The organism is Lactivibrio alcoholicus, assembly GCF_055390895.1.
This window is the reverse complement of record NZ_AP042471.1, coordinates 1,728,310-1,754,163: the sequence shown is the minus strand read 5'-3', so window position 1 is coordinate 1,754,163 and position 25,854 is coordinate 1,728,310. Positions and strand designations below refer to the sequence as shown.

Here is a 25,854-nt window from a genome sequence, read left to right as displayed (position 1 = left end):
ATCCGCCCTTTCTACTGGCGCAGTTTCGGGTCGAGGGAATCGCGCAACCCGTCGCCGAAGACGTTGAGCGCCAGAACGACGATGGCGATCGCGAGCCCGGGATAGATCGAGAGGTGCGGCGCGCTCCGCAGGAATTGCCGTCCGGCCGAAAGCATCGATCCCCATTCGGGTGTCGGAGGCTGGATGCCGAGCCCGAGGAAGCTCAGGCTGGCGGCGGACAGGATGGCTGCGGCGACGCCGAGCGTGCTCTGGACGATGATCGGCGCCATGCAGTTCGGAAGGATGTTCTCGAGGATGATCCGGACGTCCGACGCGCCGATCGCGCGCGCGGCTTCGACGAATTCCTGCCCCCGGAGCGACATCGCCGACGCGCGGACGAGCCGCGCGTAGCGGGGAACCTGGCTGATTCCCACGGCGACCATGAGGTTCGTGAGGCTCGTGCCGAGCACGCCGACGATCGCGATCGCGAGAATGATCTGCGGTACGGCGAGAAGGACGTCCATCAGGCGCATGATGACGTTGTCGATCCGCTTGCCGTAGAAACCTCCGATCGCTCCAAGGATGCCCCCGAACACGGCTCCGATTCCGACGGCGACGAATCCCACGTAGAGCGAGATGCGGCTGCCCCAGATGATGCGGCTCAGGATGTCGCGGCCGAAGTTGTCGGTTCCGAGCGGATGCGCCGACGACGACGCCTGCAGGCGGATCTTCATGTCGATCCTGTTCGGGTCGTAGGGAGCGAGCAATGGAGCGAAAACGGCGACGACGAAAAGCAGCACGATCACGCTCATGCCGAGCAGTGCCGCCTTGTTGCGCCGCAGGCGTCTCCACACTTCGCCGAGCTGGCTGCGCTTCTTGTCGCGGATGACGGTCCGTTCGTTCACGGCGATCACCTATACTGCGCCTTGATGCGCGGATCGAGGAACGCGTAGAGGACGTCGACGACGAGGTTCACGACGCCGACGCAGAGCGCGAAGACGAGGATGCCGCCCTGAACGACGGGGTAGTCCTGCGAGCGGATCGCGTCGACCAGGAGGCGTCCGATGCCGGGGATCGAGAAGATCGTCTCGGTGATGACGACGCCGCCGAGCGAATGGCCGAAGTAGAGCCCGGCGATCGTGACGACCGGAATCAGCGCGTTGCGGACGATGTGCCGGAAGAGCACGAGCTTGTTCGCGATCCCTTTGGCGCGCGCGGTGCGGACGTAATCCTGCCGGATGATTTCGAGCACGCTCGACCGCGTCATCCGCGCGATGACCGCCATCGTCTGGATCGCGAGGACGACGGTCGGAAGCACCATATGCTTCCAGCTCCCGTAGCCCGACGACGGAAGAATCGGCACGACGATCGAGAAGAGCAGCATGAGCATGAGCCCCGCCCAGAAGTTGGGAATCGAGAACCCCGCGAGCGCGAGGAAGCTGCTGAGCGCGTCCCAGACGGTGTTCTGTTTCAGAGCCGCGATCATTCCGAGCGGGAAGCCGACGAGAAGCGCGAGGACGATGCTGCTGAACGCGAGCGTGATCGTCGCCGGGAAGCGCTGGAGCAGCTCTTCCGTCACGGGATTGTTCGTCTTGATCGAACGCCCGAGATCCCCCTGAAGGGCGTTTTTCAGGAAGATGCCGTACTGGACGACGATAGGCCTGTTCAGCCCGAGCTTTTCGCGGAGCAGTTCGATGTCTTCCCGCTCGGCCGTCGGCCCGAGCATCACTTCCGCGGGATCGCCGGGAGCGAGGCGGATGACGCCGAATATCAGGATGGACACTCCGAGCAGGATCGGGATCAGGAGCGCTATCCGCTTCAGGATGTACCGGATCATTGTGCGAGACTTCCTCCTCCGTGGGACTCCGAATGGCTGCTGCGTGCGGGGCGGCCCCCGTCCCGGAAGACCGCCCCGTTCCCTCCGTGGCCCGTTACTTCACCGATACCCCATACAGCGGACTGATGAGGCTCGGATACATGACGTACCCATTCACGTTCTTCTTCGTGGCCGCGAGGTTCTTCGTCACCGCGACGAAGATCTCGGGCGCCTCGTCGATAACGGCCGCCTGGAGCTTTTTGTAGACGTCCCTGCGTTCCTTTTCGTCGATGGTCGTCCGCCCCTTCTGGAGCAGTTCGTCGATTTCGGCGTTCTTCGTGCGGCTCCGGTTGGCCGCTCCGACGTTCGAGGAGTGGAATCTCGGGAAGAGACCGCCGTCGGCGTCGCCGGTTCCGGTCCAGCCCATGATGAACATCCCCTTCGCGCCCTTCGCCGTCGTGGAGAGGAACGCGCCCCATTCGATCGTCTCGATGGAGGCCTTCACGCCCACGGCCTCGAGGTAGGACTGGACGAGCTCGCTGATGCTCTTGCGTTCGGTGCGCGGATCGGTCAGGATCACGCACTCGAAGCCGTTCGGGAATCCGGCCTTCGCGAGAAGCGCCTTCGCCTTTTCGGGATCGTACGGGTAGGCGGGCTTCAGGGTCTCGTCGAACCCCCAGATGCTCGGCGAGATCGGGCCGAACGACGGAATCGCCTTCCCGAAGAAGACCGCGTCGACGATGGCCTGTTTGTCGACGGCGTAGTTGAGGGCCTGGCGGACGAGCTTGTTGTCGAAGGGCTTGAGTTCCTCGTTGAAGCCCATGTACAGCGTCGATTGTCCCTGAACCTCGACGACGGTGACGTCCGGGTTCTTGCTCATTCGGTCGAAATCCTGCGGAGGCAGGTTCGAAACGATGTCGACGGCGCCAGACTCGAGTTCGACGAGGCGCGTCGCGTCTTCGGGTATCGCACGGAAGAGGACGCCGTCGATCTTCGCCGGTCCCTCGAAGTAGTCGGCGAACTTCGCGAGCGTGACGCGGTCGCCGCTCTTCCACTCGACGAATTTGAAGGGTCCCGTTCCGACCGGGTTCTTGCCGTACGCATCGCCGCCCGCCTTCGTCGCCTTTTCGTTCAGGACGGAGAGTTCGTAGCGGCTGAGGCTGCTCAGGAGCGGGGCGAACGCGTTCTTCGTCGCGATCTTCACGGTGTATGCGTCCGGAGTCTCGACGGACGCGATCTCCCTGACGTGGACCGCGCCCGGAGAGGCGGTCTTCTGGTCGAGGATGCGCTCGATCGTGAACTTCACGTCCGAGGCCTTGAGTTCTTCGCCGTTGTGGAACTTCACGCCCTTTCTCAGGTGGAAAATCCACGTCTTCGCGTCGGGATTCTCCCACGAAGTCGCGAGATCACCCCGTATCCTGATCCTGTCGTCCATCGCGACGAGCCCGTTGTAGATCTGGCGAACCACGTTCGCGGAATAGACGTCATTGATCCTCTGGGGATCGAGGTTGCTGATGTCGGCCACTTGGGCCACCGTCAGAACCGTATCCTTCGCCTGCCCCGCGCCCGCGAGGGTCAGGCAGAGCAGAACCGCAACGACCACCTTGCGCATTCTCACCTTCGTCGTTCCTCCTCTCCCGGAAAACGAACCGCACCGCGCGCCCGACGCACAGGGGCGTCCCGGGGCACGCCCCTACAGCTCCAGAAGTTCCTTCGGCGCGGATGTCAGCACCTCACACCCGGCGTCCGCGACCAGAACGCTGTCTTCGATCCTCACCCCCCCGAGCCCCTCGACGTATACCCCCGGCTCGACCGTGACGACCGAACCCGGGAGAAGCCGTTCCGCATTCGCGGCGTTCACGAGCGGCAGTTCGTGGATCTCGAGGCCGATTCCGTGACCCGTCGAATGCGTGAAGCATTCCCCGAAACCGCGGGACGCGACGTGCTCCCGCGCCGCGGCGTCGACGGCCGCGCCCGTCGCGCCTTCCGGCGACGCGAGGACCGCGAGCGAACGCCGCTGCGCCTCGAGTACCGTCGCGTAGATCTCCGTCATCCGCGAGGACGCCCGTCCGACGCAGACGGTTCGCGTCATGTCGCTCACGTAGCCCCCGAAGAACGCCCCGAAGTCGAAGGTGACGAAGTCTCCCGCTTCGATCACCCGGTCGGAGAAAACGCCGTGCGGCCTCGCCCCGCGTTCGCCCGACGCGACGACGAAGTGCCCCTTCGCGAGCTGCCTCGCGCCCCTGAGACGGACTTCGTGGACGAGATCCGCCGCGACCTCCGCCTCGGTCCGGCCGGGGCGCAGGGAGGGAAGGAACGCGACGAACGCGTCCGAGACGATTCGGCACGCCTCGCGGAGACATCCGATCTCCTGCGCGTCCTTGACGGCGCGCAGGGCGAGCAGAAAGCGGTCGAGTCCCCTGAGGTCCGGATGAAGCGCCTCGAGGCGCCGGAACGCGTCGATATGCAGACGCTCCGTCTCGAAACCGAGCGTCCGGATCTTCATGTCAGCGAGCGTCGCGGCGACGGCCGGCCACGGATCGCGTCCCGCGATCCGGACGAGCGGCAGCGGCGACTCCTCCTCCGCCTGCAGGAAGTAGCGCGAATCGGTGATCAGCCGCGCATCCGACGGCGACAGGACGACGATCGCGAACGATCCGCCGAACGAACTGAGATACCGGATATTCGCGCTGTTGTCGTACTCCGCGCAGAACACGGCGAGGCCGTCGACCCCTTCCCGTTCCATCGCGCGGCGGACGCGCGCAAGACGTTCCGACAGCATTCAGAACTCCCCCGTTCCCCTCGGGGAATGTATCCCGCACGTCGCGGGAGAAATCCCCGATTTCGCATCCAATTGTAATATCATAACCGCCGAATTGTGTCAATTTCAAGGCATAATACGCGAACAATGGTCGCTAATGTATGTGAAACGCTCGGACAAAACAGCGGAACGAGGGATAAGCGAGGTGGAGATCCCGACGTTTCCGCCGCCTATTCCGAACATCGTTTCCGCGCTCGCCTCGGACGCCTCCACGACGTGCAGATTCGGCGCGACGGAGATCGGGCTCGCGATCGGAAAAAAGCTTTTCGGACTGATGGGCGGGAATATCGGCGCAAGAGAGTCGGGCCGTCGAAAGACCCGATATGGGCGATCTCGGAGAGAAATCTGAAAAGCGCCGGGGGCATCCTCCTCGCGGAAGACAGCGCACTCAACGGCGAAATGGGCTGCCGGCTGCTCGAATCCGCTGGAACACGCGCGAGTACGGCCGAAAACGACCGCGAGGCTTCCGGATGACGCGTCAGGCGAAGTGCGGGAGGCCGACGCGGCGATCCTCGAACGCCTCGCGAAGCTCCCCGGGGACAGCGACACTGCGGCGAACGGCCGCGAAAAATGGAGAATGGCCCCGGACCGGCGACGTCAGCGCGCTACCCTCGAATAGACGCACGTGTTCCGGAGTCTGCCGCAAAGGTCGAGACGCTCGTTTCGCAGCACCCCTTCGAGTTCGAAACCGGCGCGTTCCGCCAGACGCCGGCTCGCGGCGTTGCGTTCGTCGGTCGTAAGCCACACGCGGGACGCGCCGAGATCGTCGAGCGCATGGTCCGCAAGCGCGCGGACCCCCTCCGTGACGAACCCCCGTCCGCAGTACGCGGTGCGCCCCCAGTACCCCATCTCGAACTGCCTCAGCTCCCAGTTCGCACGGTGCAGTCCGCTGCCGCCGACCAGGACGCCCGAGTCCCGGAGAAAAAAGAGCGCCATGAGATCCTCGTTCAGCAGAAAACGCGCGTATGCGCGCCTGCACACGGATTCCGACTGATCGACCGAGGGCGCGGAAACCGCCCAGGCGAGCCACATCCCGAGTTCCGCGAGCGACTCGAGGATCGCTTCGTTGAAGACCTTCCCGTCGCCGGGTTTCGCGACGCGGACGACGAGCCGCTCCGTCTCCAGAGTTTCGGGAAGGACATTCCGCACCGCTTTCACCCCTCGCGATACCGTTCTACTTTCCCGCGGCCTTTCGGAGCAGTTCGAGCAGCAGCCGCTCCATCTCCGAAGCGCCGCCGTTTCCGCCCTGTCCGTTGTACCTGTCGGGGAACGGTCTGTGATCCGGCTGTCCCGGTCCGTAATACTCCCCCGGATAGGGGAAATAATACGGCATCCCGTGAATCACCCGGTTCGTCTGCGAAGGGTACGTCTCGTTCGTCGTTCCGCCGAAGAAGTTCCCGCATCTCGGGCACCGCTCGAACCGCCCGTATTCGAATGTCGCGCCGCAGTTGCCGCAGCGGATCATCGAATAGTTGGCGCCGCTGTGGAATATCGTGTTCTGCTGCATCTGATTCGGAATCCTGTCGTAATTCGGCTCCGCAAAGGCGTACCCCACGACGAGGAACGTCATCGCCGCCAGAAGTCCCGCCGCCGTCATGATCCGTTTCATCGTTCTCTCCCTCCTTCGATCCGTTGCACGTTTCATCCGCCGCCGCGAACTCCGGCGGCCCTCGTACCTTCGAAAATTATACGCTCCCCTGAGGGGCGAATATCCGCAATTCCCGCACCGGAAGCTCGTCTTAACCATTCTAAAGATTGGAGGACTTCCGGCAAGGACGCGCCGGAAGTCAGCTCCTTGACACAGTCCGGCGGCGCTCCTACGATGTACCGGAAAGTCACGCTTCAGGACGGGAGGGATATACCGTGACGCAACCCAAGAAGGCCGTGTATTTCGCATGCGTGCATTCGCCCGACTACGTCGCCGGGCACGTCTTCGAGACCGCCCGGAATCTCGTCCCCTTCGGGGAGACGGACATCGTCGTCGACCGCGATCCGGCGCTCCGCCACACCGACGGGGAGGGGAATTCGTTCTGGCTCGTGCGGACCGAACGGGTGGTCAGCCACGACTTCACGCGCTATCTGCCGATCATGCGACGGCACTTCGCCGATTTCGACCTCGCGGGGATCATCACGTGGCACGCCGGGGAGAACGCCCCGGACAACATCCTGACGACGCACACCACAGGCGACGTGGACTCGGGATCATTCGGCCCGGCGAACCCGGAATACATGCGAAACCTGCTTCTCGCGATGGAACGCAACAGACTCAAGGCGGGGCTCGACTTTCGCGTGACAACCGAGGCGACCCACTGGTCCGGGATGGTCTACGGAGGCGGAACTCCCGACCTGATCCCGCAGTATCCCGTCCCCGTGCTCGACATCGAGATCGGCAGCAGCGAGGGATGCTGGTCGAACGCGGCCGCCGCCGCCGTGCTCGCGAAGTCGCTCTTCGGCGCCTTCACGGGGGACGGACGCCGCGTGAAGCGCCTGCTTTGCGCGGGTGGCGTCCACTTCGAACCGTCGTTCGCCGCGGCGGCGCTCCAGACGTGGGACGACTGGGGGTTCGCCGTTTCGCACATCCTCGCGAACCAGTGGCTCGTGACCGGACGCTACGAAGACGACGACGGGGCCGAACGGCTCGACGCGTGTGCCCGCTCGATCGCGGGCGGAATCGACGCCATCGCGTTCCACGACAATCTCAAGGGCGTCTACAAGGACCGCTTCCGCGCCCTCGGCGCGAAGCTCGGAATTCCGGCATTCAAACACCAGTCGCTGCGTCGTCCCGAGACGATCGCATGGGGGGCATGACACATGGACGATGAAATACTTCCGGGCGACAAGAGGGATTTCCTGTCGCAGACCGTTATGTTCGGAGTCCTCGGCGACCAGGAGCCGGACTCCGAAGACCGGATCGCCATCGACCGGACGTTCGAAACGTTCGCGAAAGTCGTCGTCATCGATCGCGAATGGATCGGAACGAAGGCCGTCGAAGAGGGCGGAACTGCCGTCCTCGAAAAATACGCGGGGCTCTGGCTCGCTCCCGGGGATCCGTGCGCGGGATCGGAGGCCTTCGTCGCGGCGGCGGAATACGCGCGACGCAACGGGATCCCCCTTCTCGCGACGGGATTCGGCTTCCGCCACGTCGTCGAGGAGTTCGCGAAGAACGTGCTCCACGCGGCCGTTTCTCCGTTTTCGGGCGATCCCGACATCTTCCCGTCGCCGAAACCGGCGACCGTCAACATCAGGAGGGACACGCTCGCGTCCCTCCTGTACGACGCCGACCAGAGCGAGGAAACCGCGACATGCGGCTACGCGATGGATCCGGCGTTCCGCGAAGGTCTCGAGGGCACCGATCTCGTGATCAGCGGCGTCGACGAACGCGGCAGGGCGATGATCGCCGAACACGCGGACCGCAAGTTCTACGTCGGAACCGTCTTCTCGCCGCATCCGGCGAACGACCCCGCGGAGCTTCCCCCGATTCTTCACGGGTTCATCCGGAAGGGGTGCATGCTGCACCTCCGCAGATTTCTCGATTCGCTCTGACGAAAGGGCCCGGGCGGATATCCGCCCGGGCCCCCGTATCGTTCCGGATTCACCTCCGGATCATCGTCATCCGTCCCCGTCAATAAAAGGGGTGATGGGGCCGGTAAGGTGGACGGTCGGTGAATGGAAGCGGCCCGCGCCATTCCGGATGCCTACGGAAGTACGGATGCCGCCAGCCGTAGGGCCGCGGAGGAGGCGGAGCCGGGACGTAGTAGGGACGCGGCCGGACGTCCGGCCGCCAGGTACTGTACGGGTGCGGTCCGCCGGGCCGTTCCGGAAAGAAGTTTCCGCATCTCGGGCAGTGCCGGTATTGTCCGTAGTAGCAGATCGCGCCGCAACTGCCGCACCGGATCAGCAACTGGTTATCCTGCCGGTAGACGAAGTTCGGGTAGTGCGGTCGTCCGTACGGGGCCCACGCATCCGCCGAGGCAACGAGGAAAAGCGACGCCGCCATCGCAATCATCAGCGAATACCGGATCCTGCGCATGTCGTATCACACTCCTTTTCTTCCGCCGCGGAAACGGCTACTCGACCCTGTCGATCATCCTGTGAAGCAGGTGGATGATGACCTGTTCCATCCCGTCGCAACGATGCGGTCTCGGCGGGCAGGGGTACGCGTACGAAACCGGCCCGTGCCATTCCGGGCGCGGAGGTCTCGGCCCGAACGGAGGCCGGTGATCGTACGGTCTCGGCCTCGGTCCCGGTCCATAGGGCGGCCTGTCGTCGAAGGGACGGGGTCCCGGCCCCGGTCTGAAGTCGTAGGGTCGCGGATGGTACGGCGGCCGGCGATCGTACGGCCGCATCTCCTGCGGACGCATTCCCGGGTACGGCCCGGGCCCACCCTCCGGACCACTGTAGAACCTCTGATCCGGAGAATTGCCGCCCGACGGTTCGGCGAAGAGCGTCCCCGCTCCCGCCGCAAGTAACGCGAGACATATCGCGACAATGACAATTCTTTTCATCTTTCTCATCACCCTCCCTGGTGTTTCCAAAACGCCGGCACTACGGCCGGCCCCTCGCGAACGCCATGTCCTTCGGCTCTTTCCCCGTTCATTCCCTTGTTCATTCCCTCCCGCGCGACCCGTCGCCTCTCCGTCCTTCGCCGCGTCACCCATCTCCGTTTCGATCCGTCGATCCGGAGACGCTTTCAGTTGGATTTTACTCTTCCGGCACGGCAGGCACATACGTAAGTCCTCGTTTTTTAACCTTCTTTACCAATCTAAAGATTCGTAAAGAAAGATCGTAAAACTCGATATCATGCAACCCCGCACTTCCGGTCCGACAGACCGGAGCCCGACATCCGCCCTTACCGGGACGAGGCGTTCCGCACTGTTCAATTCCGCGACAAGCGGTACAATAGTCGTCAGGCAACGCCGGGGTCGGACATCGCAAACGAGATGAATTCCGGTGCTGTTTCTTCTTCCTTCCACTCCCGCATGACGTGTCGACCCTGTCTTCCGGTTCCGTTTTACGCCACGAAATCAGCTCAAAATTCCATTGTGTTCGCCGGTATTTTGAGACGGGCAAGAAATTGTGTACAATAAAGTCCGTCATGCGAATGGCGGGAGAAGCCCCGGACGAGGATGTCCGGGAGAACGAATAAGGAGGAGGATGTGCATGAATATCGGCAAGGTTTCACGCGCTCTGCTGTTGGGGACGGCCGCCTGTTTCGCGGCGACGGCTGTTCTGGCCTGCACGCCGCTCGGCGTCGGGCCGAAGGCGACGGTCGACGGTTCCGTGATGGTGTCCCACACCTGCGACGGCTGGTACGACCACAGGATTCAGATCGTTCCCGGAGGAGAACACAAGTCCGGCGAAATGATCGACGTCATGGTGGACCCGTGTCTCGGGACGCGCCCGGACAAGCCGCTCGTCAAGACCGGCCAGATTCCGCAGGCCGCGAAGACGAACACGTACTTCCACATCGGCTACCCGTTCATGAACGACAAGCAGCTCATGATGGGCGAGTTCACCTGGAGCGGCCGCGATGAACTCGCGAGCCCCAAGGGCCTGTTCTACATCGCCAACCTCGAGATCTACGGTCTCCAGCGCGCCTCGACGGCGCGCGAAGCCATCAAGGTCATGGGCGAACTCGCGGAGAAGTACGGCTACGCCGACGGCGGCGAAACGCTCGTGATCGGCGACGCGAAGGAACTCTGGGTCTTCGAGATCTGCGGCGGCGGCCTCCTCTGGACGCCCGAGAGCGGAACGCCGGGAGCCCACTGGGTCGCGCAGCGCGTCCCCGATGACGAGGTCTTCGTCGGAGCCAATCGCGCCCGCATCGGCGAGCTTCGCTTCGACGACGCGAACTTCATGATCTCTTCCCGGATCACCGAACTGGCCGAGAAGATGGGGTGGTGGAAGAAGGGCCTTCCGTTCAACTACGCGAAGGTCTTCAACCCGGAACCCTACGGCGCCCCGTTCTACCAGAGCCGCCGCGAGTGGCGCGCGCTGAGCCTTCTCGCCCCCTCGAAGCAGTTCCCGATCCATGACGAGTACGCCGAGTACCCGTTCTCCATCAAGCCGGACAAGAAGCTCGGCGTCAAGGACATCATGGACATCTACAGCGACCACATGGAGGGAACCCCCTACGACCTGACGAAGGACGCGGCTTCCGAACCCTTCGGCAACCCGAACCGCTGGCCCGTCGCCAAGGAACACAAGCCGGCCGGACGCGAGGGACAGGACTGGGAGCGCCCGATCGCGATGTTCCGCTGCTCCTACAGCTTCGTGTCGCAGAGCCGCGCCTGGCTTCCCGATCCCGTCGGCGGCGTTCTGTGGTTCGGCGAAGACGCGCCCGACACGACCGTCTACGTCCCGATCTACTGCGGCGTGACCGAGATCCCGAAGCCATGGACCGTCGGCAAGCGCCATGAGTTCGATCCGGAGAGCGCATGGTGGGCCTTCAACCTCGTGAACAACTGGGCCAACCTCCGCTGGGACGCGATGTACAAGGAGATCCGCGAGAAGAAGGCGAGCTACGAGGACGTCTTCTTCTCGAAGCAGGCCGAGACCGAAGCGAAGGCCGTCGAGCTGTACAAGAAGGATCCGGCGAAGGCCGTCGCCTTCCTGACGCACTATACGTCCTCGAACCTCGACAAGGTCGAGAAGGGCTGGTGGAATTTCGCCTGGCACCTGATCGGAACGTACTACGACGGCGGCCAGATCAGCCCCAAGGGCGCCATGCTCAAGCCGGGCTATCCGAAGGCGTACCTCGAGAAGGTCGACTTCGGCGGAACGGCCATTCGCGACCTCGAAGCGATCAAAAAGGCGAAATAGCACCGTCACACGTCTCCACCCGTCGGGCAAAGGCCGTACCGGCCTTTGCCCGACGTTCGCGAATGACAGGGAGGGAATCGGAATGAGAAAAGCGGCAATCGCGGTCCTCTTCGTTGCTGCGCTGGCTGCGGCGGCGTTCGCGGCCGACGCCCCGAAGCTCGAGGGACCGTATATCGTCACCACGTGCGGCCAGAGCCCAGGAGCCGTCATGATCGGGATGTCGGCGAAGCAGGCCGGCGTGAAGGCGGACTACAACAACAAGCTGACCGCCGACGACGTGAAGGGCGACTACAAGACGCTCATCGTCACGAGCGGCACGAGCATGAAGGGAATGGGGGCGGCGGGAACGAACGTCGACGCGGAGATCGACCGCTGCTCGAAGACCATCGCGGCCGCGAAGAAGGCCGGAATGACGGTCATCGGAGCGCACGTCGAGGGCATGGCGCGCCGGACGGACAGCTCCGACGCGGCGTCCATCGAGGCCGTCATGAAGGATGCCGACGTCATTCTCGTCGTGACCGACAGCGACAGCGACGGCTTCTTCACGAAGTATGCGGAGACCCACAAGAAACCCCTCATCAAGATCAAGGACGCCCTTGCGATCGGAACGGTACTCAAGTAGGGAACGACGACCGGGGGCCTCTTTCGGGGCCCCCGGTCAATTCTGTGGCGAAAGGATACGTTCACGATGACCATGTTCCATCATTCGATGCTGGCGCTTGGCGTTCTGGTGCTGGCATTCGCAGTCGCGAAGAGGTTCCGCCTCTCGACGGAACTCTCGATGTTCGCAGCCACGCTCGCGGCTCTCGCGGCTCACGCCGTGCTGCCGAAGGGAGCCGATCCCCGCTCCGCGCTGTCGTTCGCCGAAATCGTGCGACACGTGGTCGAGGGCGCGTGCACCTATTACGACGTCTGCCTCATCTTCCTGACGGCGACGTATTTCATGACGCTCTACAAGCAGGCCGGAGGCGTGGCGTTCATCGTCCGTCGGATCGTCGGCGCGTTTCACGCGCACCGGTTCGTCTGCCTCGTCCTGTTGACGTTCGTGATGCTCGTTCCGGGGGCCATCACGGGCTCCGGGGCCACGACGGTCCTGACGGTCGGCGCCCTTACGGGGTCGGTCCTCGCGGCGATGGGGGTTCCGGAGAATCGCCGAGTCGCGCTGATCTTCCTCCTGGCCGCCATGAGCGCCGCGTGCCCGCCGGTCAACCTCTGGGCGATGATGGCCGCGGCGGGGGCCAACATGCCCTATGTCGGTTTCGGCCTGCCGCTCGCGATCCTCTCGGTCGCGGGGGCTCTCTTCTCCACGTTCTGGCTGGCGGGAAAGGGCAGTCCCGTCGACCGCGACACGGCGCTCTCGGGGCTGCCCGAACCTCCCGAGGGGTGGAACTGGTTCCGGGCGATGTTCCCGTTCGTCGTCCTGATCGGCCTGACACTCGCCGGACGGGCGTGGCCTTTCTCCTTCCCGATCCTCGGAATGCCGCTCGTGTTCATGCTTTCGGCTCTGGCGACGGTGATCGTCAGCCCGGTGCGCCCGCCGCTGTTCGAGGTCGTTTCGACGACGGTCCGGAACCTGCTCGGTCTCGTCGGCATCATGGTAATCGTCGGCATCCTCAACCAGACAATGACCCTCACGGGAGCCCGCGGCCTTCTCTCGCTGGCCGTCGTGACGCTTCCCATAGCGGTGCTTTTCGCCTCGCTCTGGATCATCCTGCCGGTCTCCGAAGGCGTTCTCCAGTACGCCGTGGCCCCGCTCTTCGGCGTCCCGCTGATCATGCTCTTCAACATGCTGGGCTACAACCCCGTGATCTCCCTCGCGAGCTGGGCGGTCATGTGGCCCGTCGGCGACTGCCTTCCCCCGACGGCGGTCGTCGGAAGGGCGGCCGTCATGGAACTCGGCTACACGGGCGACTACTTCCGGGGATTCGTTCGCACGGCGCTCGTTCCCATGCTCTTCATCCTCGCGATGTGCACCGCGGTCATGGTGTACGGCAGGGAATTCGGCGCCCTTATCGGAGGCTGAGACAATGGACAGCACAACCGTCAGCACCGTCGTCATGGTGCTCTACTACTGCATCAACGCGTTTTTCCTCGTCGCGGTCGCCGCGAACTTCATCCGGACGCGCAACGCGCAGGAGGCCATCCTCTACGGCATCGTGATGGTTCCCTTCATCCTGCGCCTGCTGCGCCTCAAGTGAGGAGGGTTCCGGCATGAACCTCAGACTGGTCAAGGCGGCGACGATCGTCGCCGTGATCGCGGCGACGGGCGTCGCGGGAACGCTCTTCCGCGAGCACCGCGCCTTCAGGGAACCCGTCGTGGCGAGCGAGGGGATCTCGGCCGTCAAAAAGCTCGGCGACTACTCGAAGAGCGTGGCGGGAACCATTAACGACGCCAACGTCTACGTCTTCGACAGCGGCGTTCCGGGAGGCGCGCTCCTGATCATCGGGGGCACCCACGCCGAGGAACCCGCCGCGAACATGTCGGCGCAGGTCTTCACCGAAAACCTCCGGGTCACGCAGGGGAAGGTCTTCGTCATCGACCGCGTCAACACGAGCGCGTCCACCTGCACGCGGCTCGGGGAGGCGTACCCGCGCTTCCTCCACGTGAAGACGCCCTGGGGCACCAAGAAATGGCGCATGGGCGACCGCACGGCCAATCCGCTCGACTCCTGGCCCGATCCCGAGGTCTACATCCACTACCCCAGCGGCCAGAACCTGGCCTACATGGACGTCCGAAACCTCAACCGCAACTGGCCCGGACGTCCCGGGGGAATGCTCACGGAGCGCACCACCCACGCGGCGATGGAACTCATCCGCGCCGAGAGGGTGAACCTCACGATGGACTTCCACGAGGCCGAACTCGAGTACCCCGTCGAGAACACGATCGTCACCCACCAGAGGGGAAACGAGGTCGCGGCGATGACCTCGATGATGCTGACCTCGCAGACGTTCGACGTTCCGATCGGCATGGAATTCTCCCCGACGGCGCTCCACGGGCTGAGTCACAGGGAGATCGGCGACCACTCCGAAGCGGTCTCATACCTCGCGGAGGTCGCCGAGCCGATGCTCGACCGGATCCGCGGGATCACGGACGAAGAACTTCTCATGTCCGGCCGCGACCGCTTCGTCATGAAGGCCGGGGAGCACAAGCTCCTCTACGCGCCCATCGACGAAAAGGGCTGGCCGATCGACAAACGCGTCGCGCGGCACGTTACCACGCTGATGACGCTGCTTCAGGTGCACAACATGCTTCACCCCGACCAAACGATCCTCGTGGAGGGAATCCCCTCCTACGCCGAAATGATCGAAAAGGGCGTCGGCGCGTTCTTTCGCGATCCGTCGGCCGCGCCGAAGAACCGGCTCTTCTTCGACTGATCCGGCGCACAAACGAACGGCGTTGGAAACAAGCGGGGGCTCCGCGAACATCCGCGGAACCCCCGCTTTCATTTGGTGATTCCCCGATATCCGGCACGAAGTCACAGAGAAACCGACACGGTTTATCGGACAGGCTCGGGTGATCGGACGGGGCAAACAACCCGGCGAGCCCCATTCCTGCGATTACCCGGGTGCTGTCGCCGGCCACTTTCTCGAAATGCTCCACGGCGATGTGATACGGCCCGGGGATATCATGACGCTGACGGAACGGGAATATCGGTAATGCCCGGTCCCGACGAAATATGCCCCGATACGAAGAAAAGAGCCTCGGCCGTCTCAAGGTCGGCGCGTCTCTTTGTCTATGCTGATTCGAAGCACCAGCGTTCCCACCCCATGAGATTCGCCGGGATCGCTATCGTCGTGCCGAAAAATACGATTCTCTTTCCGCGAAATGCATCCAGAAGTCTGTCGATGGTCCCGTTCACGATCGTCGACCCCGTTATGACGACCGTATCGGCCCACGCGGCCGCCCGTTCGAGGTCCTTTTCCCCGTCGAGAATCGTGACGCCGGAAACGGTCCTGCCGATATTCTTCGGGTTCAGATCCGTTGCACGGAGCCTGTCCGGTCCGAGCGCGTCCGAAATTCCCCGAAGCAACGTCGGTTGATATCCCACGATGACGACGTTTCCCGTTCGCTCAGGATTTTCCGCCAGACGCGCCCCGAATTTTTCGCCGCACCTTCCGGGAGCGTCGTCCCTGCAATGGACCGTATCGTCTCCCCATCCAAGCGCCCGCCCCACGGCGTTGACGCCCGCCGTGAAAAAAGCCCGCGCCCGGCTTTCTTCGAGCGGCAGAAGAAGAAGATCTTCCAGACGTCCGGACCACGAGTCCGGGAAACCCGTAAACGCCTGGCCGCGCTCATGGCGGAAGGTCGCCTCCACGAGGCGCTCCTCTCCCTGTTGCAGCGCGAAGTCCGTGAAGGGTTTCGGCGATCCGATGGACTCCTTCACTCCCAGCGGAACGATGCGAATCTCCTCCCGCATGATGTGGGGGTCGGTGTCCCGCAGGCGACGGATCGTCTCCCGCAGGACGCGTTCAATCGCGCTCCCGGCCGGCATGGGGTCATTCCCCCGACAGAGGCTCGAAGCCCCAGCGCTCCCAGATCCTTGCGGCGTCGGAAGAGCGAAGGAACGTCCAGAAACGGACGGCGTTCGGATCGGCCTCCGCCGCGCGAAGGCCGCCAACCGTCGGGATCGGATCCGCCGGCAGAACGACATACGATCCGGCGACCTCGATCGCGAGGCTCATCGGAATAAGCGCAACTTCGGCGCTTCCGGTCTTTACGGCCATGACCGCCTGGAGAGCGTTGCCCGTCAGAAGCAGTTTCCTGTTTTCCGGCCCGACATCCCAGAGCTTCCTCGACGCGAGATACGTCTGCGCGAGTTTTCCATGGGATGTGGATTCGGGCGTCGGAGAGGCGACGATCCGATCCTGAAGCGTTTCAGGAGTACAGAACTCTTTTTTCTGCGACCAGAGGACAAGATGTCCCCTTGCGCACGGATGGAGATCCCGGAGTTTTCCGCGTTCCGCAAGCCATTGCGGCCACTTGGGATCCGCCGCGACCAGAAGGTCGTACGGCGCTCCCGCGTCGATCTTCTGCGCAAGCGGCCCGGTCGCCTCCTTGACGAATGTGAGCGGCGGATTTCCCGCCGCTGTGAACGCCCTGTGGATGTCCTCGACGCATTGCGCGATTCCGGCGGAAACCGCGACAACGCCCGCCGGTTCCTCAGCCTGGGTGCGGGATATGGCTCCGAAACACAGGAGAACGGTGCACAATATGACTCCGACCGTATGTTTCATGGAACTCCCCCTCGACAGTGCAACTGAGTTGCCGCATGAAGTATAGCACCTCGTTGCGTCGGATCAAAACGATTGTGTACCGCGGAACGAACATCCGATATGCGCCGTGTCTTTTGCCGCATCAGACTTCTGTATTATTTCGGGACCTCGCGGGTACGCTGATTCTCCGCTCCGCATTCCTTCAGGATGCGCCCTACGCTCTTTCCGTCGATATGATCATTTTCGAGATGACAGTACCGCTGTTTCTCCCGACCGTCTTGACAAGGGGAAGGGCATCTTCGAACATTGATTCATGGAGAACCTCCGGCGGAAAGACAGAATCTACAACGTCGCATTCGCGCTCGTCGACGCCTTCGCATCGCTGGAAGTCGGCGCTGTCATCGTCATCCACGCCCATATCGCGGAGAGCCTCGGGCTCGCGGAGGAACTTTCGGGCTACGTCGTCACGGCATACCTCTACCCGCTCTTCGGCATCCTCCTTCTGGCGCTCGTCTTCGGCTGACGGATCCGGAGCGCCGCCTCCCCGCGGAACCTCTTCCTCGCCGGACTCGCGCTCTTCGCCGCAGGCAACGGGACGTGCGCCCTCGCCCCCGGCGCGCCGTCGTTCTTCGCCGGACGGTTCGTCATGAGCGCGGGGGCCGCACTCGCCTTCGTGGGGCAGCTCTGGACCGCGAGCAGCTGCTTTTACGCGCGCCTCATGGCGATTCTCGTCTGGGGGGAGATCGGGGCGGCCGTAGGCGACATCGCGGGACCGGTGATCGGGGGCTTCTTCGCCGGCATCGCTCCCGGGGGGTGGCGCGCCTTCTTCCTGTTCGACGCGTGCGTCGGGCTCGTCACGCTTGCGGCGGCCGCGGTCGCGCTCGACGGGCGACAGGGACCGCCGGCGTTGTCCGCCGGCGCGCCCCCGACGGCGAAGGGCTGGACCGGACGGAGCGAAGCGGCGACGACGGCGCTACAGCAGGTCGCGGTCTCCCTGTTGCTCGTGGGGTCCGAATACTTCTTCTCCGACTTTCTCCAGCAGAAGATGGACGAGTCGCCCCTTCCCGTTGCGCTCGGGAATCTCGCGGCCTCGATCGGAACCATCGCCGGAGCCGCGTGGGCGGCCCGTATGGGACGGTCGCTCCGGCGCGTCCCCCTCGCCGCGGTCTTCGGGATGCTCTGCTCCCTCGCCGTCCTCGCGGCCTGTCTGTCGGGGAAGCGCGCCTTCCTCGCCGCGCTTCCGCTCTTCGTCTCGGGCGTCTTCATGGGGCTCGCGTGCGTGAGCCTCTACGCGTCGATCGTGAACGCCTCGACGCCGGACGGCTTTCTGCGATGCACGCTCGTCTACCTTCTGGGGATGCAGATCGGCAACGCGCTCGGCGTCCAGGCCGTCGGGATCGCGGAATTGTACGGCTTCGGCCCCGTCGCCACGGCTGCGACCCTGGCCGCCCTTCCCACCGCGATCGCCCTTTTCGTCCTCCTCTCCCCGATGGAGCGCCGCAGGTTCTGGGACGCGTTGCAGCCGCAGGAATGCCTGTTCGATCTCTGGTCCGTCCGGGAGTGTTTCGCGCGGCGCTTCGGATCGGAGCCGCATTTTCTCGTCGCGGAGAGGGACGGTCGGGCCGTCGGGCTGCTGGCCCTGAGCCGGACGCCGAACGCAGACGGGTTCCTGCAGTATCCGGGGGAGACGTGGCGGGGGGGAGCCCTGGCTCGAACAGAACAGAATTCCGGCCGAGAGTCCGTCGGTCGCGGAGGCGCTTCTTGCGCGCGCGCCGGGGGCGACGCGCCTGCGGTACCTCGCGGAGGGGACACTGCCGTCCGAACGGCTCCGGCCCGACGAGACGGATTACGTGTTCTTCCCGGAACGATTCGGCTTCGACGTCGACGCCGACCTCTCGACGCTCTCGGCGCGGACGCTCAGGCAGACCGCCGGAGAGGTCGGACGGCTCGAAGCCGCGGGCGTGGACTTCCGCCGCGATTGCCCCGCGGACCTCGACGCGCTGTTCGGGATGAACCTTCAGTCGTTCGGCGACGCCTCGTACTTCCGCGACCCGCGCTTTCAGGCGAGCTTCGAGGATCTCGCCGAGACGCTCAGTGCGAGCGGAATGCTTCGCCTGACGGCCGTCCTCGTGGGGGGCGCGTCGCCGCCGTCGACATCGGAGGGGTCTACCGGAACGGCTATACGCTTCTGGCGGGCGGAACCGCCCCGGAATTCCCGGGCGTCGCGAAGCTCATGAACCTCCACCACATCCGGCGCACCTGCGCCGAGCGGCTCCGGTTCGCGGATTTCCTCAGCGGGGGACTTCGGATGGAAGGAACGCTTCCGGCTTACGAGACGGCCGCTGTTCCGCATCGACCTCCCGACGCGTCCCGCGGCCGCGACCTGTGAGTGAGCGCCGTGCGAAGGCCCGTCGTCGTGGTCGGAACGACGCCCGATTACATCGACTGGATCCGCAGCGCGACTCCCGGCGCCGCCGTCTTCCTGACCGATCCCCTCCTTCGTCGCGGCGCGGGCGAACCGGACCCGGCCCCGTGGGAAGAGGTCCTCTGCGATCTTTCTGACCCGGAGCGCGCGTGGACGGCGCTTCGGGCGCACCTCGGCCGGTGGGAGATCCGGCCCGCAGGCGTGGCCTGCTACGACTGCGAGTCGCTGGACCTCGCGGCGCTCCTCGCGGCGCAGCTCGCATTGCCCTTCGCGTCGCGGGGTGCGGTCGCCCGCTGCAGGGACAAGCACCGGTCCAAACGCCTCTGGAGGGAGCACGGCCTCCCCTGCCCGGAGTCCCGCCCGATCCGCGGGGCGGACGACCTCGTCGCGTTCCGGAACGAACGGGAGGAAGCCGTCGTCCTCAAGCCGCTCCGCGGGACCGGGAGCGAGCTCGTCTTTCTCTGCGATTCCGAAGACGAATGCCGCCGCGCCGCCGCGACCGTCCTCGATGGCGTCCGGCGGCGTCCCGAACTCGGAGGGGCGATCGCGGAGGAACGGATCCGGGGAACGGAGTATAGTTGCGACTTCACGGTTTCCGGAGACGACGTGCGCCTTCTGCGGCTGACGCGCAAGATCGCGGCGCGCGGCGGCCTCTTCGGCGAGACGACGGGCTATCTCCTGTGTCCGCGCATGTCCGAACGACAGGACCGGGCGGACTTTTCCGAATCCCTTCGCCGGAGCGCGGCGGCGCTCGGAATCGCGAACGGGTTCTGCATGATCGACTTCATCGTCCGCGACGGGATTCCGGTTCTTCTGGAGCTGGCGCCCCGCCCCGGAGGAGACTGCCTCCCGCAGCTACTCCGCGCGGCGCGCGGCGTCGACGTGATCCTCGAGGAACTCCGGTTCGCCCGGGGGTTTCCCGTCCGCTGCGAATGGCGCGAGGGGGGGCCGTTCTTCCTGGGGCTGCGCCTGATCGCCCGGACGAGCGGCGTCCTGCGCGGGATCGCGACGGACCTCCTGAAATGGGATCGCCGGGTCCTCGAAATCGGCGGACTCCGGAAGCCGGGACACCGGATCGTCCCGCCGCCGGAGGACTACGACTCCCGAATCCTCGGGTGGGCCGTCGCGCGGCTCGACGACGGCGACCCCGACGGGCAGGCGGCGGAACTCGCGTCGCTCTGGAGCGCGGAGGTCGACGGATGAGACTTCCCGACGCGGATCTCGAACGATTCGTGAGCCGATACCTCGCGCAGCGCGAGCGCTTCCTCGCGATCCCGTCGGACGGGGCCGCCTGGCTGCTGGACGCGGACGCGCTGCGGGAGCGGGCGGATGCCTTTCGCGAAACGTTCATGGCGGCGCTGCCCGACTGCGCGTTCTATTTCGCGATGAAGAACAATTCCTGCCCCCGCCTGCTCGACATCATTCTCGACGCCGGGTTCGGGTTCGACGCGTCCGGCGCACCCGAGCTTGAAACGGCCTTCCGTCTCGGCGCGCGCGACGTCGTCTTCAGCGGCCCGGGGAAGACCGACGCGGAGCTGCGCCTCGCCGTCGGGCGCGCGGATCGCGTCACGGTCCTTCTCGACAGCTTCGGGGAACTCGAACGGCTCGAACGCATCGCCGACGCCGCGGGACGGAAGGTCCGCGCGGGCGTTCGCGTGTCGACGGACCCCGCCGGCCTGTGGGGAAAGTTCGGAATCCCGCCCGGCGAGCTGGCGCGCTTCCTCCGGGAGGCGCGATCGCGCGGCCGCGTGCGGCTCGAAGGGCTCCAGTTCCACACGAGCTGGAACATGTCACCGCGAGCGCAATGCGACTTTCTGGCGACGCTTGGGGGAATCCTCGACACGCTCCCGGCGGAGGACCTCGCCCGCCTCGCCTTCCTCGACGTCGGCGGCGGATACTGGCCAGAACGCGGCGAATGGCTCCGCGACGACGCGCCGTCGCCGGACCCGCTCATCCACCGGCTCGTACCGGCCGCGCCGCTCGAAGACTACGCCCGGGAGATCGCATCTGCGATCTGGCGGAGTCCTTCGCTCCGCGGCGTCGGCCGGATCTCGCCGTCGTCGACGCCGGGACGAACGCCGTCGGATGGGAGCGCTTCGAAAGCGACTACTGCCCCGTCCTCAACCTAGTGCGTCCTTCGACGCGCGAACGCCCCTGCCGGATCTTCGGCTCGCTGTGCACGCCGCACGACATCTTCGGCTTCTCGTACTTCGGCGACGGGCTCGAACCCGGCGATCGCCTGCTGATCCCGTGCCAGGGGGCGTACACGTACAGCCTCGCGCAGAACTTCATCAAGCCGGCGCCGCCCGTGAAGGAGGCGCGACGCTGACGCGCTTTCCCCGCCCCTTCGGGAACGCAAAAGGGCGTGAGGCCCGCGAAAATCGAGCCTCCCGCCCTTTCCACACTCGCGGCGGCCGGTCCGGAAGGGGGATATCCGGCGGACGTCGCAGGGGGCCGAGCTACTCCTGCGCGACGCCTTCCTCCGCCCGGAGCGCGCTGAGGAGGCACCAGCATGCGACGATCATGATGACCGCGAACGGGGCGGCCGCGGCGATCGAGGCGATCTGGAGCGCCTTGAGCCCGCCGCTCAGCAGCAGCGAGAACGCGAGCGCGGCCTGCAGGACGCCCCACACCGCCATGCGGCCTTTCGGCGGGTTCAGGTCGCCGTGCGTGGAGTACATCGATAACACGAACGTCGCCGAGTTCGCCGAGGTGATGAAGAACGTGCTGATCAACCCCACCATCACGACGGACATCGCCATCCCGAGCGGATAGTGGCGATACATTTCGAAGACCCCCGTCGAGATGTCCGCCGTGACCTGTTTGGCGATCGACGCCGCATGCGACAGCTCGAGATGCAGTCCCGCCCCGCCGAAGACCGCGAACCAGCAGAAGCTTCCGAGCGCCGGGACGATGAGGACGCCCGCTACGAACTCCCGAATGGTGCGGCCGCGCGAGATGCGCGCGATGAAGGAGCCTACGAACGGCGCCCACGCGATCCACCACGCCCAGTAGAAGAGCGTCCACCAGCCCATCCACTGCTTGTAGTCGCCGCCCCACGGGGCCATCGAGAAGCTCTCCGACACGACGGTCGAGAGGTAGTCGCCGACGCCCGTCATGAGCGCCTCGATGATCGCGAGCGTCGGCCCGAGGACGAAGAGCGCGACGACGAGAAGACACGCCAGGAAGAGGTTGAGATTCGAAATGGCTTTGATGCCCCTGTCGATTCCCGTGACGGCCGTTCCCGTGTAGATGACCGCGAGGACGACGATGATCGCGAATTGCATCGTGACGTTCTGGGGCAGCCCGAAGAGATACTTGAGGCCGCTGTTGATCTGGAGCGTCCCGAGCCCCAGAGACGTCGCGATGCCGGCGACGGTCGCGAAGATGGCGAGGATGTCGATGCTTTTCCCGACAGGCCCCGAGAGCCCCTTCTCGCCCAGGATCGGGAGGAACATGCTGCTCATGAGGCCGGGCGCGCCCTTGCGGAACTGGAAGAACGCCATCGAGAGCGCGATGACCGCGTACCCGGCCCACGGGTGCAGCCCCCAGTGGAAGAACGAAATGCGCATGGCGTCCTCGGCGGCCTTCGCGGACCCAGGCGTCGCGCCGAAGGGCGGCGTGAGCAGGTGGTAGAGCGGTTCGCCGACGCCGTAGAAGACGAAGCCGATCCCCATGCCCGCGGAAAAGAGCATGGCGAACCACGACAGGGTGCTGAACTCCGGTCGCGAATCGGGCTCTCCGAGCCGGACGCGCCCGTAGCGGCTCAGCGCGAGCGCGATCGGGAAGACGACGAAGATGTTCATCGCAAGCATGTAACCCCATCCGAAGTTCTTGATGAGGATCGCGAAGAGTCCGTTCGACGCCTTTTCGAAGGTCGCAGGGGACGCGATTCCCCACGCGACGACGGCGAGCGTCGCCGCCATGGATATTACGAAGACCGATGAATCCTTTTTCGGAACGGTTCTTTCCGTACTCACGGATACTCCCTCCCTCTGCTCTCGCGACGCGTCCCCCCCGGCGGGGAGTCGGGGGAGACGCGCGTGACTAGATCTTTACCGGGAAGACGGTCTGTTCGGTGATGGGCGTTTCCAGCGACGACAGGGCCACGCCCACCCTGTGGTAGCGGAGCGCCCATTCGTCTTCGGGCTGAAGGTGGGGGTTTCCGAGGGGACACGGAACGGAGACGGTGGGAACGATTCTGTTGACGCCGACGGTCTTTGCGATATTCGTGAGGTTGCACATGACGACGACGGGAAAGCCTGCGCGCTCTATTTCCTTTGCGATCGTTGACCCGCAACGAGTGCAGGTTCCTCAGGTCGCGGTCAGAAGCACGGCTCCGACATCCCGCGATTTCAGGCGCTCGACGATTTCGCGCGCCATCCGGGCGGCTTCGCCCTGCGTCGTTCCGGTGCCCACGGTCGTATAGAAGTGGTCGTCGACGACGCCCAGACGTCCCTCCCGCTGATAGGCGCGGATCGCGTCGAGCGGAACGACGACGTTGGGGTTCCTGTTCGCCTGTTCCGGGTCGTATCCGGCGTGGATCGTCTTGTATTCGAGCGCCGTGAAGCCGTGGTCGAGCTTCGAGATGTCGTATTCGCCCCACTTCGTCGCCGAGCACGACTGGATTCGGTCGGGGTTGTCCTTCGGGACGATGCCGCCGGATGTCACGATCGCGAGCTTGACCGAACGGAGATCGGCGACGGCCGGCGCGATCGCGACCCTGTCCTGCTTCGGGATCGGCAGCTCCGTGACGTAGGGCTTCCCGGCGAGTTTGGCCAGAAGCATGTCCACGACGCGGTCGGCGGCCATGACGGGCTCCCTGCCCATGTCGGACAGGAAGATCTCGTGGCGCACGCCGCGAGGGAAGTAGCCCTCGACGGATGCCGGAAGCAGGCGCTCGCCGCGCGCGAGGCGATCCGCGAACGACGCCATCTTCGCGACGTCCTCCTTCACGACGGTCGCGCGATGTCCGCCGTGGAAGATGTACATGTGCTTCCGGAAGAGTTCGACGCCGGGGTTCTCTTCGTTCATCGAGGCCACGACCGGAACGCCGAACTTCGCACCGATCATGCGGCCGACCTCGCCGCACGCGGTCCCGTAGCGCCCCGCGAGAAACGCCGGTCCCGCGAGGAACAGGCCGAACTCCAGTCCCGAAAGCATCTTCTCGATCCGCGCAAGGGCCTCTTCTGTGTGCGAGGCCATGAAATTGTCGCCGCAGATGATCGTGTGGGTGATGGTCACGTCCCTGAGCGTCTCCGCGAAGATTCTGCCGGGCCCGACCACGCCGTCGCGAAGGACGGGTTCGAAGTCCGCCAGATCCTCGCCGCCGATCTGTCCGAAAAACTGGTTGATATAGTGTACTGCCCTGAGCATCTCCGGTCCCTCCCCGTTAAAAGTCCGCGCAGGTCTTGACGGAAAATCCGCTGATGTGATCGGAACAGAACATGCCGTTGTTCTCCATCACGAGGGAGCCGTCCGGACGGACGCACCCTTCCCAGCCTCCCGAAAGACCGTCGCGCGCCATGGATTCGAGTTCTCCCAGAACGACCGGCATCGGCGGCAGCTCGAAGTACTGCGACACGTTCCCGGTCGACACGAGCGCGTTCGCGGCCTCGTCGAGAGCCACGAGCGGCTGCGACGCGCCGTCGCGGCCCGTGCACTCGTTGGAGATTCCGACGGTCTTCACGCCGACCTTCTCGAGTTCGACGATCGTCTGGATGTAATCGACGTCGGGATTTCCGTACCCTTCCTCCGCGACGATCGCGCCGTCCGCGCCGAGGTTGACGGCCATTCGCGCCACCATCTGGGCCGAACGCATCTTCTCCTCCATGACGACGTTGAGGTTCGACAGGATCACGCCCAGGAAGTTGACGGTCTTGCCGTGTTCGCGCATGAGGCGCTTGACCGTGGGATTGTTGCAGAACTCGTAGGTCGAAATCTTCGACGAGACGGGCATGAAGCTCCCCGAGACGATCGCGCCGTCGAGCATTTCGTTGGGGTGCATGAAGGTCGGGAGCATGTGGTTGCCGTCCCATCCGTAGACGAGCGTGTTGTAGCCCATGGCCTCCATCTGCGTCTGCGGCTGCAGGACGTACACGACCGACGGAAGGGCCTGGACCGCGGGGGATCTGCGGTTGACGGGTTCGAGTGCCCACGTCTCGATCTCCTGCGGTTCGAGGTCGCGCACGCAGCGTCCCACGTATTCGGCCAGACGGTGTCCGGCCCAGCGGAGCGCGTGGTTCTTCTTCTGCTGTTCGTTGCGCTCGAACGCCTCGTCCGTGTCGCCGACGAGAACGAGGTTTTTCATCATGCCGTAGATCGTGTTGCGCTGGTAGGCGCCGCCCATGTCGATCAGGCCGTCCTGGAAGCTGCCCCAGTGCTTCCCGACGACGAGCAGCGAGCAGTCCTTGAGCGCGTGCGTGCGCCCCCACCCGACGTGGGTCATGGGGTTCGTGACGCCGGGGAAGGTCGAGCCGCCCGACACCTTGACGCGCATTTCGATGGCCTCTTTCACGGGGACGAGGCGCACCATGTCGCCGGGCCTCACGATGTGCAGCTCGGCCTCGGTGATGTGGCTGTCCTCGCGTACGAGCGCAAGGGCTTCATCCCTGTCGATCGTGAGAACGCCGTTCGCGAACGACGTCTTCGACCCGAACGCGATGTCCGAAACGCGGAATTTCCCAATCTCAAGCTTCACGGTATCCCATCCTTTCCTTTCGGGAATGCGCCGTGCATGTGATGCAATGCACGAAACCGGATCAAGGATACCCGGAG

The 25,854-nt window shown here is 64.8% G+C and carries 24 protein-coding genes and 2 pseudogenes; 13 read left to right on the top strand and 13 right to left on the bottom strand.

The window, feature by feature from the left end:
* Positions 1 to 11 precede the first annotated feature (11 nt).
* The 6 genes from ACZ5IU_RS08100 to ACZ5IU_RS08075 form a co-directional block, all read right to left on the bottom strand.
* Positions 12 to 893, bottom strand: coding sequence for an ABC transporter permease (locus ACZ5IU_RS08100; RefSeq protein WP_464421737.1), 882 nt, complete (start codon positions 891 to 893; stop codon positions 12 to 14).
* Positions 890 to 1,816, bottom strand: coding sequence for a nickel ABC transporter permease (nikB, locus tag ACZ5IU_RS08095; RefSeq protein WP_464421735.1), 927 nt, complete (start codon positions 1,814 to 1,816; stop codon positions 890 to 892). Before nikB ends, ACZ5IU_RS08100 begins: the two co-directional genes overlap by 4 nt.
* A 94-nt stretch (positions 1,817 to 1,910) precedes the next feature.
* The gene (locus tag ACZ5IU_RS08090) at positions 1,911 to 3,407 is read right to left on the bottom strand and encodes an ABC transporter substrate-binding protein (RefSeq protein ID WP_464421862.1); all 1,497 of its coding nucleotides are present in this window, start codon (positions 3,405 to 3,407) and stop codon (positions 1,911 to 1,913) included.
* Between the two features lie 81 nt (positions 3,408 to 3,488).
* A complete protein-coding gene (locus ACZ5IU_RS08085; RefSeq protein ID WP_464421733.1) occupies positions 3,489 to 4,577 on the bottom strand; it encodes a M24 family metallopeptidase in 1,089 nt (362 codons plus the stop codon).
* A gap of 636 nt (positions 4,578 to 5,213) precedes the next feature.
* Positions 5,214 to 5,765: a GNAT family N-acetyltransferase gene (locus ACZ5IU_RS08080; RefSeq protein WP_464421731.1), complete on the bottom strand. Its 552-nt coding sequence runs from the start codon at positions 5,763 to 5,765 to the stop codon at positions 5,214 to 5,216.
* A gap of 25 nt (positions 5,766 to 5,790) precedes the next feature.
* Complete coding sequence (locus tag ACZ5IU_RS08075; RefSeq protein WP_464421729.1) at positions 5,791 to 6,225, bottom strand: hypothetical protein; 435 nt, start codon at positions 6,223 to 6,225, stop codon at positions 5,791 to 5,793.
* Between the two features lie 254 nt (positions 6,226 to 6,479).
* Here ACZ5IU_RS08075 and ACZ5IU_RS08070 point away from each other — a divergent pair, with 254 nt between their 5' ends.
* Entirely contained in the window at positions 6,480 to 7,424 is a 945-nt protein-coding gene (locus ACZ5IU_RS08070) for a D-aminoacyl-tRNA deacylase (protein WP_464421727.1), read from the top strand.
* A gap of 3 nt (positions 7,425 to 7,427) precedes the next feature.
* On the top strand, positions 7,428 to 8,159 hold the full coding sequence (locus ACZ5IU_RS08065) for a CTP synthase (protein WP_464421725.1): 732 nt from the start codon (positions 7,428 to 7,430) through the stop codon (positions 8,157 to 8,159).
* A gap of 79 nt (positions 8,160 to 8,238) precedes the next feature.
* Here the strand turns inward: ACZ5IU_RS08065 and ACZ5IU_RS08060 are convergent, their stop codons facing one another.
* Entirely contained in the window at positions 8,239 to 8,646 is a 408-nt protein-coding gene (locus tag ACZ5IU_RS08060) for a hypothetical protein (protein WP_464421723.1), read from the bottom strand.
* Positions 8,647 to 8,683: 37 nt separating this feature from the next.
* Positions 8,684 to 9,121, bottom strand: a complete 438-nt coding sequence (locus tag ACZ5IU_RS08055; protein WP_464421721.1) for a hypothetical protein — start codon at positions 9,119 to 9,121, stop codon at positions 8,684 to 8,686.
* A gap of 655 nt (positions 9,122 to 9,776) precedes the next feature.
* On the opposite strand from ACZ5IU_RS08055, the gene ACZ5IU_RS08050 reads away from it, so the two are divergent.
* From ACZ5IU_RS08050 to ACZ5IU_RS08030, 5 genes are all read left to right on the top strand, one after another.
* Positions 9,777 to 11,438 carry a dipeptidase gene (locus ACZ5IU_RS08050; RefSeq protein WP_464421719.1) on the top strand — a complete coding sequence of 554 codons (1,662 nt, stop codon included), beginning with the start codon at positions 9,777 to 9,779 and terminating at the stop codon, positions 11,436 to 11,438.
* 82 nt (positions 11,439 to 11,520) lie between these two features.
* Positions 11,521 to 12,060, top strand: coding sequence for a DUF6305 family protein (locus ACZ5IU_RS08045; protein ID WP_464421717.1), 540 nt, complete (start codon positions 11,521 to 11,523; stop codon positions 12,058 to 12,060).
* A 66-nt stretch (positions 12,061 to 12,126) separates the two neighbouring features.
* Positions 12,127 to 13,461 (top strand): C4-dicarboxylate ABC transporter, encoded by a 1,335-nt coding sequence (locus tag ACZ5IU_RS08040; RefSeq protein WP_464421715.1) that lies wholly within the window; start codon positions 12,127 to 12,129, stop codon positions 13,459 to 13,461.
* Positions 13,462 to 13,465: 4 nt separating this feature from the next.
* The gene (locus ACZ5IU_RS08035; RefSeq protein ID WP_464421713.1) at positions 13,466 to 13,636 is read left to right on the top strand and encodes a hypothetical protein; all 171 of its coding nucleotides are present in this window, start codon (positions 13,466 to 13,468) and stop codon (positions 13,634 to 13,636) included.
* Positions 13,637 to 13,649: 13 nt separating this feature from the next.
* The gene (locus ACZ5IU_RS08030; RefSeq protein WP_464421711.1) at positions 13,650 to 14,813 is read left to right on the top strand and encodes a succinylglutamate desuccinylase; all 1,164 of its coding nucleotides are present in this window, start codon (positions 13,650 to 13,652) and stop codon (positions 14,811 to 14,813) included.
* A gap of 359 nt (positions 14,814 to 15,172) precedes the next feature.
* On the opposite strand, the gene ACZ5IU_RS08025 is transcribed toward ACZ5IU_RS08030, so the two are convergent.
* Positions 15,173 to 15,931 carry a Rossmann-like domain-containing protein gene (locus ACZ5IU_RS08025; protein ID WP_464421709.1) on the bottom strand — a complete coding sequence of 253 codons (759 nt, stop codon included), beginning with the start codon at positions 15,929 to 15,931 and terminating at the stop codon, positions 15,173 to 15,175.
* A gap of 4 nt (positions 15,932 to 15,935) precedes the next feature.
* A complete protein-coding gene (modA, locus tag ACZ5IU_RS08020) occupies positions 15,936 to 16,673 on the bottom strand; it encodes a molybdate ABC transporter substrate-binding protein (protein WP_464421707.1) in 738 nt (245 codons plus the stop codon).
* A 292-nt stretch (positions 16,674 to 16,965) separates the two neighbouring features.
* Here modA and ACZ5IU_RS08015 point away from each other — a divergent pair, with 292 nt between their 5' ends.
* The 6 genes and pseudogenes from ACZ5IU_RS08015 (at position 16,966) to ACZ5IU_RS07990 (ending at position 21,406) form a co-directional block, all read left to right on the top strand.
* Positions 16,966 to 17,175, top strand: a complete 210-nt coding sequence (locus tag ACZ5IU_RS08015; protein WP_464421706.1) for a hypothetical protein — start codon at positions 16,966 to 16,968, stop codon at positions 17,173 to 17,175.
* A 3-nt stretch (positions 17,176 to 17,178) separates the two neighbouring features.
* Positions 17,179 to 17,973: pseudogene (locus ACZ5IU_RS08010) on the top strand (MFS transporter); the annotation flags it as partial.
* A 529-nt stretch (positions 17,974 to 18,502) separates the two neighbouring features.
* Positions 18,503 to 19,041, top strand: a pseudogene (locus ACZ5IU_RS08005) (GNAT family N-acetyltransferase).
* A gap of 27 nt (positions 19,042 to 19,068) precedes the next feature.
* Positions 19,069 to 20,280 carry an ATP-grasp domain-containing protein gene (locus ACZ5IU_RS08000; RefSeq protein ID WP_464421705.1) on the top strand — a complete coding sequence of 404 codons (1,212 nt, stop codon included), beginning with the start codon at positions 19,069 to 19,071 and terminating at the stop codon, positions 20,278 to 20,280.
* Positions 20,277 to 21,206, top strand: coding sequence for an alanine racemase (locus ACZ5IU_RS07995; protein ID WP_464421704.1), 930 nt, complete (start codon positions 20,277 to 20,279; stop codon positions 21,204 to 21,206). The genes ACZ5IU_RS08000 and ACZ5IU_RS07995 overlap by 4 nt, the downstream gene beginning before the upstream one ends.
* On the top strand, positions 21,206 to 21,406 hold the full coding sequence (locus ACZ5IU_RS07990; RefSeq protein WP_464421702.1) for a hypothetical protein: 201 nt from the start codon (positions 21,206 to 21,208) through the stop codon (positions 21,404 to 21,406). The genes ACZ5IU_RS07995 and ACZ5IU_RS07990 overlap by 1 nt, the downstream gene beginning before the upstream one ends.
* Positions 21,407 to 21,536: 130 nt before the next feature.
* Here the strand turns inward: ACZ5IU_RS07990 and ACZ5IU_RS07985 are convergent, their stop codons facing one another.
* The 3 genes from ACZ5IU_RS07985 to ACZ5IU_RS07975 form a co-directional block, all read right to left on the bottom strand.
* On the bottom strand, positions 21,537 to 23,003 hold the full coding sequence (locus tag ACZ5IU_RS07985) for a BCCT family transporter (protein WP_464421859.1): 1,467 nt from the start codon (positions 23,001 to 23,003) through the stop codon (positions 21,537 to 21,539).
* A gap of 121 nt (positions 23,004 to 23,124) precedes the next feature.
* Positions 23,125 to 24,453: a glycine/betaine/sarcosine/D-proline family reductase selenoprotein B gene (locus ACZ5IU_RS07980; RefSeq protein WP_464421700.1), complete on the bottom strand. Its 1,329-nt coding sequence runs from the start codon at positions 24,451 to 24,453 to the stop codon at positions 23,125 to 23,127.
* A 16-nt stretch (positions 24,454 to 24,469) separates the two neighbouring features.
* Positions 24,470 to 25,777: a glycine/sarcosine/betaine reductase component B subunit gene (locus ACZ5IU_RS07975; RefSeq protein WP_464421698.1), complete on the bottom strand. Its 1,308-nt coding sequence runs from the start codon at positions 25,775 to 25,777 to the stop codon at positions 24,470 to 24,472.
* Between the last annotated feature and the right edge of the window lie 77 nt (positions 25,778 to 25,854).